The organism is Marinoscillum pacificum (assembly GCF_024714495.1).
Taxonomy (GTDB): Bacteria; Bacteroidota; Bacteroidia; order Cytophagales; family Cyclobacteriaceae; genus Marinoscillum; species Marinoscillum pacificum.
This window is the reverse complement of sequence record NZ_JAMZMJ010000002.1, coordinates 449,494-462,165: the sequence shown is the minus strand read 5'-3', so window position 1 is coordinate 462,165 and position 12,672 is coordinate 449,494. Positions and strand designations below refer to the sequence as shown.

Annotated in this window: 11 protein-coding genes; 8 read left to right on the top strand and 3 right to left on the bottom strand. The window is 39.8% G+C overall.

The genetic code is table 11. The features are described 5' to 3' along the window. The first annotated feature begins 35 nt into the window (after positions 1–35). Positions 36–989: a glycosyltransferase family 9 protein gene (locus tag NXS00_RS08870; protein WP_258098810.1), complete on the top strand. Its 954-nt coding sequence runs from the start codon at positions 36–38 to the stop codon at positions 987–989. Positions 990–1,024: 35 nt separating this feature from the next. Next, entirely contained in the window at positions 1,025–1,846 is an 822-nt protein-coding gene (locus NXS00_RS08865; protein ID WP_258098809.1) for a helix-turn-helix domain-containing protein, read from the top strand. A 118-nt stretch (positions 1,847–1,964) separates the two neighbouring features. Here NXS00_RS08865 and NXS00_RS08860 read toward each other — a convergent pair whose 3' ends face one another. The 3 genes from NXS00_RS08860 to NXS00_RS08850 form a co-directional block, all read right to left on the bottom strand. After that, a complete protein-coding gene (locus NXS00_RS08860; RefSeq protein WP_258098808.1) occupies positions 1,965–3,215 on the bottom strand; it encodes an RNA polymerase sigma factor in 1,251 nt (416 codons plus the stop codon). 44 nt (positions 3,216–3,259) lie between these two features. After that, complete coding sequence (locus tag NXS00_RS08855; protein ID WP_258098807.1) at positions 3,260–3,601, bottom strand: YciI family protein; 342 nt, start codon at positions 3,599–3,601, stop codon at positions 3,260–3,262. 222 nt (positions 3,602–3,823) lie between these two features. Beyond that, complete coding sequence (locus NXS00_RS08850) at positions 3,824–5,107, bottom strand: S8 family serine peptidase (RefSeq protein WP_258098806.1); 1,284 nt, start codon at positions 5,105–5,107, stop codon at positions 3,824–3,826. Between the two features lie 292 nt (positions 5,108–5,399). Between NXS00_RS08850 and NXS00_RS08845 the strand changes: the two genes are divergently transcribed. The 6 genes from NXS00_RS08845 (at position 5,400) to murA (ending at position 12,230) form a co-directional block, all read left to right on the top strand. Beyond that, entirely contained in the window at positions 5,400–7,568 is a 2,169-nt protein-coding gene (locus tag NXS00_RS08845) for a DUF7282 domain-containing protein (protein WP_258098805.1), read from the top strand. Positions 7,569–8,022: 454 nt separating this feature from the next. Then, positions 8,023–9,312: an aminopeptidase P family protein gene (locus tag NXS00_RS08840; RefSeq protein ID WP_258098804.1), complete on the top strand. Its 1,290-nt coding sequence runs from the start codon at positions 8,023–8,025 to the stop codon at positions 9,310–9,312. Between the two features lie 3 nt (positions 9,313–9,315). Continuing rightward, entirely contained in the window at positions 9,316–9,756 is a 441-nt protein-coding gene (locus NXS00_RS08835; protein WP_258098803.1) for a GNAT family N-acetyltransferase, read from the top strand. Beyond that, positions 9,753–10,169: a RidA family protein gene (locus tag NXS00_RS08830; protein WP_258098802.1), complete on the top strand. Its 417-nt coding sequence runs from the start codon at positions 9,753–9,755 to the stop codon at positions 10,167–10,169. Before NXS00_RS08835 ends, NXS00_RS08830 begins: the two co-directional genes overlap by 4 nt. 73 nt (positions 10,170–10,242) lie before the next feature. Next, positions 10,243–10,923 carry a DUF4290 domain-containing protein gene (locus tag NXS00_RS08825; protein WP_258098801.1) on the top strand — a complete coding sequence of 227 codons (681 nt, stop codon included), beginning with the start codon at positions 10,243–10,245 and terminating at the stop codon, positions 10,921–10,923. After that, complete coding sequence (gene murA / locus NXS00_RS08820; protein ID WP_258098800.1) at positions 10,923–12,230, top strand: UDP-N-acetylglucosamine 1-carboxyvinyltransferase; 1,308 nt, start codon at positions 10,923–10,925, stop codon at positions 12,228–12,230. The genes NXS00_RS08825 and murA overlap by 1 nt, the downstream gene beginning before the upstream one ends. Positions 12,231–12,672 lie beyond the last annotated feature (442 nt).

Here is a 12,672-nt window from a genome sequence, read left to right as displayed (position 1 = left end):
AAATTTACTAATTTTAAAGCTCTCGAACCTAGTTTATGCAAATACTGATTATTCAGACGGCTTTTATTGGAGATGTGGTGTTGGCTACATCAGTTGCAGAGAAATTGCATCATCATTTCCCGAAGGCTTCCATCGATTTTTGCATTAGATCTGGCTATGAAGAGTTATTTGATCAGCATCCTTTTGTTCGAAGTGTACACTCTTTTAATAAGCTTCATAAAGGTTCCAGTCTTATACAATTAATTAAGAGGTTTAGATCCATTCATTATGATTTAGTGATCAATCTACATCGATTCTTGAGTAGTGGGATATTGGCGGCTTTTTCGGGTGCGGATCAAATCATAGGATTTAGGAAGAACCCCTTGTCATTTTTGTTTTCGGAGCGATATCCGCATTCATTTGATGGTCAACATGAAATCGAGCGTAATCACAGTTTGATTGCTGGGATTGTAGATGATCCTGATCCTCAGATACCAAAACTTTATGTGGATCACCTGATCAATAAATTAAAGGAAAGGTATGGTAAAGATTATGTTACCATATCTCCGGGATCGGTTTGGCAAACGAAAAAAGTGCCGCTGAATAAATGGATAGAGTTGATCAGGAATAAGTTATCTGGAAATAACATCTATTTACTTGGAGGAGCAGATGATTTATCCGATTGTCAATATATTCAAAATCAGTGCAAAGGCCTGTCTGTTATGGTGTTAGCAGGTCAGTTGTCAATGTTGGAGTCTGCTGCATTAATGAAAGGTGCCGACATGAATTATGTCAATGATTCTGCACCGATGCACTTTGCTTCAGCTGTAAATGCTTCTGTCACAGCAGCTTTTTGTTCAACAATTCCTGCCTTTGGATTTGCACCTTTGTCGGATATGTCGTTTATTGCTGAGACCGGTGAACAACTTCCATGCAGGCCCTGTGGAATTCACGGTAAACGCCAGTGTCCTCAAGGCCATTTTAGGTGTGGGAGTACAATAATTCTGTGAGTTATGTGATTGCAATCATATAACCGTTTGTACTAATGAGCCTAGATTTTAAAGAATTTGATTCCTCTGACAAGCTGAAGGAGGTAATCAAGTCTTTTTTTGTGATTAACTATGATGATGAGGAAAAACGCAAGGATTTCCTCCTTCCTAATGGTACGCCCTCTTTTTTTATAATTCAATCAGCAAGTGGTGTGGAAATCAGAATGATGGATTCCAAGAACTCACAGCTACTAAATGAAGGGATTTATATTGGGTATATCAGTAATTTGGTAGAATATTCGCACGAAAAGATTCGCGTAATAGGGGCATCCCTATATCCTATGTACATGTTTTTGCTGTTTGGAATAACCCCAAAGCAGCTAATGAATAGATTTATCAAACTAGAAGATTTTCCAGAACTCAGCCTTCTTAATGAGGTTTTTCAATTGGAAGATTTGTCGGAAGCGGAGATATTGGTCTTAATTGAGCAATTTGTTGAAGCCAGACTTAAAGCTAATGCTATTAGGGAGGATCTGCTTGATCTATTTAAGCGACTTACAGGGCCCGATGGTTATAAAATAAGTGTTGAGAAGATGGCGTCAGATATGGGATTTACGAGAAGACACATCTCAGATTTGTTCAATAAGTATTTTGGGATGTCTCCAAAACAGTTTGTGAAGCTGTCTCGATTTAATCAGGGGCTAAACTTGATTACGGAAATGAAGAGCGGAGATACCTATGCTTCTATTGCACAGCAACTTGGCTATCATGATCAGGCACATTTTATTCGTGACTTTAAGAGTATCTGTGGAAAAACGCCAAGTGAATTGAAAACTTTGCCAGAATCTTTGGCATATCAGTTTCGATATTTCAAATAGTTCTTGTTTGTACAATTAAAAGTCATTTGCTGATGCTTACTTTGAATAGCTTGTTTGCATTTAAATGTTGGATGCCTTAGTTACTTAAGGCATTCTCCGCTGGTAAGAGGGTCATGGTTTATAGAATCATGGCCTTTTTTAATTGCTCACATTTATGTGATAAGAAGATCTTATCTTTCTCATTCTTCGCCAAGTCAATCGCTTTTTCAGTGAGCTTAATTGCTTCCTGCAAATCGCCAAGCTGCTGATGAAGTTCTGCTTCCGTTGCTGCGAGTAAATGGTTAGAAAGTAATGATGACTCAGTTTTTAGCTTGTTTAGTTCTGTGAGTGCTGCTTCTGCTCCATGTACCATTGCGAAAGGATATATTCGATTGAGTGCTACTACTGGGTTAGGCCTTAATGCATACAAATGATTGTACAGCATTAAGATGTAGGTCCAGTTGGTGTCTTCCCATGTTTTGGCTGCACAGTGAATGCCACTGATAGCTGCTTGAATGAAATAAGTGTTTTTTATTCCATTCTCTATGGTCGTCAAATACCGGTTTCCAAAAGTAATATGGCGTTGATCCCATTTGGACCGGTCCTGGTCGGTGAGCGAAATGGCTAGCCCATATTCATCAACTCTGGAGTCGAATCGAGCCACTTGAAAATGCATCAACGCCATTAATGATCTTGACCATTCATTATTGGTAGAGGCGTTCTCTAACAAAAGTTGATTTAGACGCATGGCTTCCTCACACAAATCTCGTCGAATCAGTTGCTCACCTTCCGTGCTTTTATACCCTTCATTGAACAGTAAATAGATAGTTTTTAACACCATTAGTAGTCGATCATTAATGGCTTCATCTTCAGGGAGCTCAAGTTGAAGGTTTTCCTTTTGGAATTGTTTTTTAGCTCTGGTATAGGACTTGGCAATGGTTTCCTCCTTTTTTAATAGTGCAGATGCAATCTCTCGAATGGATAAACCACCTAATATTTTAAGTGTAAGTATGATTTGATAGTCTGCACTTAATTTTGGATTGCAGCACGCAAATATCATTTTGATCATTTCATCATTGAACTGTTCATCAGATGTGATCTGTTCATGATATGCCTGATCTGGAACTTGCGTGGCGTAGAAGACTTTTTGTTGTCTTCGTAAGTAGTCAATTATTTTGTTTTGAGCCACTCGTATGATCCAACCTGAAGGATTATCAGGGATCTTTCCAAAGCCCCAATTTTGCATGGCTTTGCCAAGGGCTTCCTGCACCGCATCTTCAGCTATCTCTAAATATTGAATCCCGAACTTTGAAGTCAATAAAGTGACAGCTTTTCCAAATTCATTTCTGAAAAAGTGATCTACAAGTTGATTGACCGGTTTTTGGGACATAGGATGTGGCCATTTTTGTCCATGACAAAAATGGCCTAATTCATTTACATGTCTACTGCTTCTCTTACTTCCACAATACCTCCAAAGTCAAATATTGGGCAGCCTTTAGATAATTCAACTGCTTCATCTAAAGTATTTGCTTCTACTATGACATATCCACCAACTATTTCCTTACCTTCAGGATAAGGGCCGTCAGTTATGATTTCGCCTCCTTTTTCAACTACTTTTCCTTCATTATTAAGAGGTAGCCCTGGAACAGGTTCATCAGTTTTACTTATTTGAATCATCCATTCATTCCACTTGGCCATGTGGTTTTGCATTTCTTCAGGTGATAATTGAGCATAACCTTCATCACCGCCTCGGAATAAGTACAAGAATTGTTTCATGATAAAAAATGTTTGAGTTTAGAATTTAACTTGTTTTGATCGAATGACGAACAGGCTTAATGAAAATGGACACACCGAATAAAAAAAATCTTAAAGAAGGCTATAATGTCCCTGTTTAGTAGGATGATTTCTTTGTTCTAGCGGATCCTGAATCTAAATGGACTATAAAAAGGAGGTTCTGTAGTTGAATGAACAGTTTAATAAGATGATTAATGTCGGGATTTACTCCCAGAAAATTTCTGTGACTTGCTGATCTAATAAGATACTCGTTTGCACTACACCTTCTGGTCTTTTGATTTTCAATTTGCCGTTTTGGCGATAAATGATCCGATGCAGCACATGGATGCTGTCTGTTTTGTGAAAAGCTACTGTGTATTTTACATCATCTGGTATTTTAATGGATACAACATCTTTTTTAGAATGAACAGGATGATTTAGCTCTCTCGGTTGGTTGTTGTAAACCTTAAGAATCTCTTCACATGTAGGTACTCCATACCCAAGATAGTTGTTGGGATAAGGATAAAAGTTGCCAGCTTTTCGAAAGATCTCGATAATCTCGAAATTGGTCAATGAGGTGTCCATTTGCCAAATACATGCTGCCATTCCTGTGATCACAGGGGCAGAAAAAGAAGTGCCTTCCGTAGAGTAGACAGCAATGTCAGGTTTTACAAAGTCTGTATAATTTGGCCCTATGCTGCTGTAATCCATTTTGTCCCACACTTTTTGTTTACTCGAGCCTACAGTTAGTGCATATCTGGCATCCCCTGGAGTGCTTAGTGTTTGCCACTTAATGGAGCCTTCATTTCCCGCGGCTACTATGATGAGCATGCCACGTTCTTTGGCTGCATAGTCAACTGCTTTGGCAACCATGGATGTTTTGCCGTCCATTTGGTCAGGGGTATAATTTTCATCCGAATTCGTAAACCCAAGATTATAGCCTAGTGACAGGTTAATCAATTTGACACCCATGCTATCCATGTCCTCTAATGCTTTGATGAGTAAGTCTTCCTCAATTCGTTTCTCGTATGCCCCATGGTCGGTTCGAGCCAAATAAATATCAGCCTCTGTGGCTAGTCCATACAAGATGTTTTTACCAGGATGGTTGCCTCCTATGAGTTGCCATACTTCTGTGCCATGATTGTCATCCAATCCTTTGATGCCACCATACATTTCTAACTCTGGAGTGACATAGTCTTTGTAATATTTGATTTGATCTGAATTGAAAAAATGAGCTAGTGATTCATTTTTATTTGCGCCTAGAAATCCGCCATCGATTATTCCAACCTTGATTCCAGAACCATTAAGTCCTTTGCGAATAAAATATTCTGCTTTGACTTGCTCCAGAGCAAACCCAAGTCTGTTTGATTTATTTTCTGACGACAGAGGTGCAAAACTGGCTACAGGATTTAAGCAAATATGTAGGTCTTGTAAATATTCTACTTCCTGTTGACTAAGCTCATAGCTGCAACTTTCCAACCACTCTGAGCATATCAAAGGGAGTTTCATCAAATGATTCTGAACTTCTGAAGAGCTTTCTTTTGCAACCCAATATTTACCCTGGCTCCAGGTTTTAAGTAAGCTGAATAATAGGAAGAGTAGAAGAAATGAGATTTTTTTTAGCACCATTGAATTTTATCAAATTCTAAGGTAAAAAGATATTGGGACACTTTTTTCTTCTCATCGGAAGTGTTTTTGTTTCATGATTTTCTTTTTCTGTTCAACAAAATAAATCTGGTTCATCTAGTACCCTCGTAGGTTAGCCGAGTACTCTGATAAATGTTTAATTCTTTAAAAACCTATGAAAATGACAATTAGTGATTTTTTCAAAAAAACAACATTAATGCTGCTTGTGCTAACAGTGGCATTCGTCGGATGTAACGACGAGGATGAAGACATGGAGCCTATGGATCCAACAGGTACTTTAACTGTTTCGGATCAGGCGTTGACTGAAAATAATAGCATAATAGTTTCTAGTGTCACTATGGATATGGATGGGTGGATTGTAGTCCATGCGTCTACTTCTGAAGGAGGTCCGGTTGTTCCGGGAATAATTTCTGAGGCCAAAATGGTGTCAGCCGGCACTTCTACCAACGTGGAAGTAATGCTAAATAGTGATGTGGAAATCGCAGATGGGGATGTAGTGTATGTAATGCTGCACACAGATGATGGGACCATTGGTACTTACGAGTTTGATGGCTCAAGTGGCTTTGATGGACCAATATTGGATTCAGATGGTAATATTGTTATGACTAGTATCACCTTATCTGTAGATGGAGATCCTACAGGCACATTGATGGTGTCTGATCAAACGCTTTCACAAAATATGGTTCACATTTCCAATGTGACTTTGGATAGAGCTGGTTGGGTGGTAGTTCATGCGTCCACTTCTGAAGGAGGACCGGTTGTGCCGGGTATCATTTCAGAACCAAAAATGGTGGCAGCCGGAAGTACTGACGATGTGATGGTAGAATTGACTGACTTTGCTGATTTGTCTGATGGAGCAACACTTCATGTAATGTTGCATACTGATGATGGTACTGCTGGAGAATATGAGTTCGATGGAGCTAATGGTTTCGATAACCCAATTTTTGATGAAGGAGGGAATATAGTAATGACCGGAATTACGGTGAGTGCACCTTCTATATCTGTAGAAAATCAGGTGGTGAGTGAGAATATGATCACAATTGGTGAGGTAAATGCAGCTGTTGATGGCTGGTTAGTAATACATGCAGACAATGGTGAAGGCTCTCCTGGTGATGTACTAGGGCAGACTATGGTGATGGCCGGATCAAATAGTGATGTTATGGTTGATCTGGGAACAGCAACTTATGCAGGAGGTGAAAAACTTTTCCCTATGCTTCACATTGAGTCTCCAGCAGATGGTATGTATGGATTCCCAGACAATGGTGATGGTCCTGAAATATTTGGTGAGGATGTAGTGGTTGTTGGATTTGAGACGATAGCTCCTTCTGGTGCCATTACTGTAGCGGATCAGATTTTACAAGGAAATACTCTTTCTGTGGGTACAATTACATTGGATGCAACCGGATGGGTAGTTGTTCATAAAAGTAACTCTACAAATGATGGGCCGGAAGTGCCGGGTATCATTTCTACACCTGTACAATTAGAAGCTGGTACTACGGCAGACGTTGAAGTTACTCTTACAGAAGCAGTAAGTGCCGACGCTATTTTATATGTGATGCTTCACACGGAAAATGGAACTATAGGTAGCTATGAATTTGATGGAGCCAATGGGTTTGATGCGCCAATTACAACAGAAACATTCTCAGTTTTGAGTTCTACGGGATCATTTACGGCGAATGATCAAGTTACTTCTCAAGATAAAATCGTTGTGGAAAGTATCACAGTTGGCCAGCCATCCTGGGTGGTGGTTCATAGAGATAATGGGGCAGGATCATTTGTTGCTCCTGGTATTATTTCTGTGCCTGTGGCTCTTGAGGCAGGTACGACTACAGATGTTGAGATATCTTTTGCTGATGGTGAAGAATTGACCGATGGAGAAACTCTATGGATCATGCTTCATAACGATAATGGAACTATTGGTAGCTATGAGTTTGATGGAGCTAATGGATTTGATGCACCAATAACATTTTCTTCAATTGACATTATGTCACCATCTGTAACGGCTGCTGATCAAGCAGTCTCATCTTCCAATACGGTGACGATTGATGAAGTGAAAGCTGGAGTAGACGGTTGGATTGTGATACATGCTGACAATGGAAGTGGTGCTCCTGGTGACGTATTAGGACAAACTATGGTGATGGCAGGAACGAACAGTAATGTGGAAGTTGATTTGGGAGATGCTTCTGTGAGTACTGGAGCCAAATTGTTCCCAATGCTTCACATAGAATCCCCAGCTGATGGAGAGTATGGGTTCCCTGATAATGGTGACGGTCCAGAGAAATTTAATGGAGAGGTAATTGTTGTTTCGTTCACGGTTCAATAAATCTTGAATTGAACATTTGATTGATGAAGGGAAGCCCGTGGCTTCCCTTTATTTGTTTGGTGTTTTGAGAACGAAAGAGTAATTATGGATGCTCTCAGACATGTCAGAACTGCCTAAATCCACAAATTTTAAAGAAACATGAGTGTTCCATGCTTCGGACATGTGCAGAAGCTCCAAACATGCGCGTTTGTTGGTTATTTAGGGCTGTGGAACACCCAAACATTCGCGTTTTTGCCTTCTGAAAGCCTTCGGAAGCCTCTTTCCTGGAGTTTTCTGCCTTCCGAACATGTGCGGAAGGTCCAAACATGTATGTTTCGGTTCATGTGAACGATCCCCTCATCTTTTCCTCTTTATTATTCTAAACTATTTTATGTTTTGCTGGTCTAAATAATGGCTTGAATGGGTAGAAATACTACCTTTGAATACTTCACACTATTACATAAGACAGCATTCCATGAGATATAAACAAATAGATAATCAGCTTTTTATTGAAAACAGAAAAAGACTGGTTTCTCGTTTGAAGCCCAACTCGATAGTAATTGTTCATAGCAATGACATCATGCCTACCAACGCTGATGGTACTATGGTTTTCAAACAAAATTCAGACTTGTTTTACTTGTCTGGGGTAGATCAGGAGGAGTCTATTTTATTATTAGCTCCAGATTTTCCGGATCCAAAATTCAGAGAAATATTATTCTTGCGAGAGACCAATGAAGAAATTGCTATCTGGGAAGGTCACAAACTCACCAAAGAAGAAGGCGAGCAAACGTCAGGGATCAAAAACATTAAATGGAATCAAGACTTTGAAAAGGTTTTGTATACCATACTTGCGGAATCGGAGCATATTTATCTGCCAAGCAATGAGCATATTCGAAATGCTTCATTAGTGGAAACTGCTAATGATCGATTCATCAAATCATGTATGGCAAAATACCCGCTGTATAAATATGAGCGACTTGCTCCAATCATTTATGATCTGCGAACCATCAAATCGGAGACTGAAGTAAAATTGATTGAGCATGCTTGTCATATCACCGAGCAGGGTTTTCGCAGAATATTAGAAACAGTAGAGCCGGGTGTTTGGGAATATGAAGTAGAGGCAGAATATGCTCATAAATTTTTATCCAATCGCTCGAAAGGTTTTGCGTACACTCCAATCATAGCTGGAGGTTTCAATGCATGTGTGCTTCACTACATCGAGAACAATCAGCAACTGAAAGATGGTGACTTGATGCTGATGGATGTGGGTGCAGAATATGCCAACTATAATGCAGACATGACAAGGACTATCCCGGTTAATGGTCGATTCACCAAGCGCCAGCGTCAGGTGTACGATGCGGTTTTGAGAGTGAAAAATCAAGCAACAGACCTTCTCAAGCCAGGAAGTGCTATTCCAGAATATCATGCTGCGGTAGGAGAGTTGATGACAGAAGAACTGATTGAGCTAGGGCTGATTGATCGTACTGATGTGAAAAATCAAGATCCGGAATGGCCGGCTTACAAAAGATATTTTATGCACGGAACCTCGCACCACTTAGGGTTGGATGTGCATGATGTCGCATCAATCTATAAGAAATTTGAGCCAGGCATGGTCTTCACTGTGGAGCCAGGTATTTATATCAGGGAAGAAAATATTGGTATTAGATTGGAAGACAATATCCTCATTACTAAAGATGGTCATAGAAACCTGATGAGAAATATTCCAATTCACGCGGATGAAATCGAAGATTTGATGAATAAGTAAACAATGAATATTCTGGTTAGACCTGGAAGCATAGATGAGGTGTTAGCTATTCAGGAGTTAGTTCCTGAATTTGACAAGCCTTATTCAAAGTCTGAATACAATCATCGGCTACTTGCTTCTGAACACGTCATTCTGATAGCAGAGTGCGATGGTGAAATTGCCGGTTTTAAAGTTGGGTATGACCGTTTTCTTGATGGTGAGGTATTTTACAGTTGGATGGGAGCGGTTATTCCTGAGCATCGGAGTAAAGGGATCGCGCGATTGTTATTACATAAAATGCAGGTCTGGTGTAAGCTGAAAGGCTATAAGGTGTTGAAGTTTAAAACCATGAATCGTCATCGTAACATGCTTCGATTTGCAATCAATGAAGGGTTTTATGTGGTTGATTTTGAGCCGTATCCTGATCCATTGTTGTCAAGAATTTATTTTGAGAAGAAACTATGAGTGTTTATCAATCCGATAAAGCGCCTGAGCCAGTAGGGCTATATCCTCACGCTAGAAAAGTTGGGGATTTGCTCTTTTTGTCTGGTGTCGGTCCCAGAGAAAAAGGAAAAAAGGAAATACCTGGAGTTACTTTGAATGATTCAGGCGAGATAGAAGCATATAATATTGAAAAACAGTGTCATTCAGTATTCAAGAATGTACGAGATATATTAGAGGCTTCTGGTGCTAAATGGGGGGATTTGGTGGATGTGACTGTGTTTTTGACAAACATGAAGGCTGATTTTAAGACATTCAATAAAATTTACGCAGAATACTTTCAAGATGTTCAGCCTTGCAGAACCACTGTTGAAGTAAATGCGTTACCTACACCTATAGCCATAGAATTAAAATGTATTGCCTACATAAAAACGTAATAACTACGAAATCAATTAGTTCTTAAAGTGTTGGCATAATACTATTTCATTATTTTTGAGCAAAATCTACAATATGAGTTTGGAATATAATACCCAGCGTTCACAGCTGACTTTGAAAGAGTACGGGAGAAACGTGCAGAATCTTGTGGCGCACATTAAAACGGTAGAAGATAAAGAGAAGCGTAACAAATTGGCAGCTACCTTAGTAGAGCTGATGAAAATGATCAACCCTGAGTTCAGTAAAGATGCGCAGGAGTACACTCAAAAAGTTTGGGACGACTTGTTTATCATTTCCAAATTTGACCTGGATGTAGAAAGCCCTTTCCCCATTCCAGAGTCTACGATTCTTGACCGCAAGCCGGACAGAATGAAGTATCAGTCTAATGAGATCAAGTTTAGACACTACGGTAGAAATATTGAGATTTTGATCAATGACGCTATCGCAATGGAAGATCCAGCTGAGAAAGAAGGAGCTATTATTGCTATCGGTAAATTGATGAAGTCATTTTACCAAACCTGGAACAAGGACAATATCGAAGATGAGCAGGTGTTGAAAAACATCAAACAGCTATCCAAAGATCAATTGGATATCGATATTGAAAAGGTGAAAGCGAATGGTTTGTTTGACTCTGAAAAGCGTCATTACGACAACAATAACAACAGACACCACAATAGAAACCGCAATAACAATAACAACAATAAAGGCGGTAAAAGAAATCACTCGAACAACAAAAGAAGAAGAAACAACAACTAATGGCTTCATTCCGTGTGAGAGGCGGCAAACGCCTCAAAGGGAGCATCACTCCGCAAGGAGCAAAAAACGAAGCGCTCCAGATTATCTCCGCTGTATTATTAACGGCTGAACCTGTTCATATTCATAAAATCCCAGCAATCAGAGACGTTCTCAAGCTCATTGATTTGTTGGCTGATTTGGGGGTTCAGATTGAGAAGACCGATGAAGAATCTTACAGGTTTACAGCTAGGGAAGTCAATCTAAAATTTTTAGACACACAGGAATTTAAAGAGAAGGCAGCTTCTTTGCGTGGTTCCATTATGATCCTAGGTCCATTGTTGGCTCGCTATGGCAAGGGTAAAATGCCTAAGCCAGGAGGAGATAAAATTGGCCGAAGAAGATTAGATACACACTTTGTAGGATTCCAGAAACTAGGTGCTGAGTTTCATTACGATTCTGCTACCAGCTTTTATACAGTAGACGGATCTAAGCTGAAAGGTACATATATGCACCTGGATGAGGCTTCTGTGACTGGTACGGCCAACATTATTATGGCAGCAGTGCTTGCTGAAGGAGAAACGACCATCTACAATGCAGCGTGTGAGCCGTATATCCAGCAGCTGTGTAACATGCTGGTGAGAATGGGAGCCAAAATAGAAGGAATAGGAAGTAACTTATTGAAAATTCAGGGAGTAGAAGTGTTAGGAGGTACCGAACACACCATGCTTCCGGATATGATTGAGATCGGTAGCTTTATAGGAATGGCAGCAATGACTCAGTCAGAGATCACCATCAAAGATGCTAGAATTGATATGCTGGGAATTATCCCTGATACATTCAAGCGTTTGGGGGTGAAAATGGAGTTCCGAGGAGATGATATCTTCATTCCAGCACAAGAGCACTACGAAATAGAAAGTTATATCGATGGATCTATACTGACCATCGCAGATGCTATTTGGCCTGGATTTACGCCTGACCTATTAAGTATTGTGTTGGTAACAGCTACTCAAGCCAAAGGAACCTGTTTGATCCATCAGAAAATGTTTGAGAGTAGGTTGTTCTTCGTTGATAAATTGATCGACATGGGTGCTCAGATCATCTTGTGTGACCCGCATAGAGCAACCGTAATTGGGTTGGATAGAGCATTTCCTCTTAGAGGAATTAGTATGACCTCTCCGGATATTCGTGCTGGAGTTTCTTTGTTAATCGCGGCATTATCTGCAGATGGCGATTCTACCATTCACAATATTGAGCAAATAGATCGTGGATATCAGTTTATTGATAAGCGATTGAAGCAACTGGGTGCCGATATCGAGCGATTCGATTAAAAAAAAACGCCGCGAATTCTCGCGGCGCTCATCAACCAGCTTTAAGCAGTTTCTATTAGAAACTATACTACACCTACGAAGTGAGCACGATGGTTGGATTTTGAGCGCGAAAAAAAATCCTGGATTTTTTTTAATTTCTTTTGAGACATAAAAAAACGTCGTGAAATTTTTCACGACGCTCATCAACCAGCTTTAAGCAGTTTCAATAGAAACTACAATACTCCTGTAAGGTACAGAATGAGAAATTTATTCACTTCATCAGATAACGTTGTTTTACCCATGTTCGTCGAAAACAGGTGGTTGTCTGTCGCTTGATCTGAATGTTAGAGACTGAAATGCAAAAAAAACGCCGTGATTTCTCACGGCGCTCATCAACCAGCTTTAAGCAGTTTCTAATAGAAACTATGAAGTACTTACGTAGTGAGGATGAAGATTGGATTTA

Excerpts from the sequence above, each read along its gene's own strand:
- NXS00_RS08865 (WP_258098809.1), top strand. The coding sequence starts at position 1,025 with ATGAGCCTAGATTTTAAAGAATTTGATTCCTCTGACAAGCTGAAGGAG.
- NXS00_RS08825 (WP_258098801.1), top strand. The coding sequence starts at position 10,243 with ATGAGTTTGGAATATAATACCCAGCGTTCACAGCTGACTTTGAAAGAG.
- NXS00_RS08845 (WP_258098805.1), top strand. The coding sequence starts at position 5,400 with ATGAAAATGACAATTAGTGATTTTTTCAAAAAAACAACATTAATGCTG.
- NXS00_RS08835 (WP_258098803.1), top strand. The coding sequence starts at position 9,316 with ATGAATATTCTGGTTAGACCTGGAAGCATAGATGAGGTGTTAGCTATT.
- NXS00_RS08850 (WP_258098806.1), bottom strand. The coding sequence starts at position 5,107 with ATGAAACTCCCTTTGATATGCTCAGAGTGGTTGGAAAGTTGCAGCTAT.
- NXS00_RS08855 (WP_258098807.1), bottom strand. The coding sequence starts at position 3,601 with ATGAAACAATTCTTGTACTTATTCCGAGGCGGTGATGAAGGTTATGCT.
- murA (WP_258098800.1), top strand. The coding sequence starts at position 10,923 with ATGGCTTCATTCCGTGTGAGAGGCGGCAAACGCCTCAAAGGGAGCATC.
- NXS00_RS08870 (WP_258098810.1), top strand. The coding sequence starts at position 36 with ATGCAAATACTGATTATTCAGACGGCTTTTATTGGAGATGTGGTGTTG.
- NXS00_RS08830 (WP_258098802.1), top strand. The coding sequence starts at position 9,753 with ATGAGTGTTTATCAATCCGATAAAGCGCCTGAGCCAGTAGGGCTATAT.
- NXS00_RS08840 (WP_258098804.1), top strand. The coding sequence starts at position 8,023 with ATGAGATATAAACAAATAGATAATCAGCTTTTTATTGAAAACAGAAAA.
- NXS00_RS08860 (WP_258098808.1), bottom strand. The coding sequence starts at position 3,215 with ATGTCCCAAAAACCGGTCAATCAACTTGTAGATCACTTTTTCAGAAAT.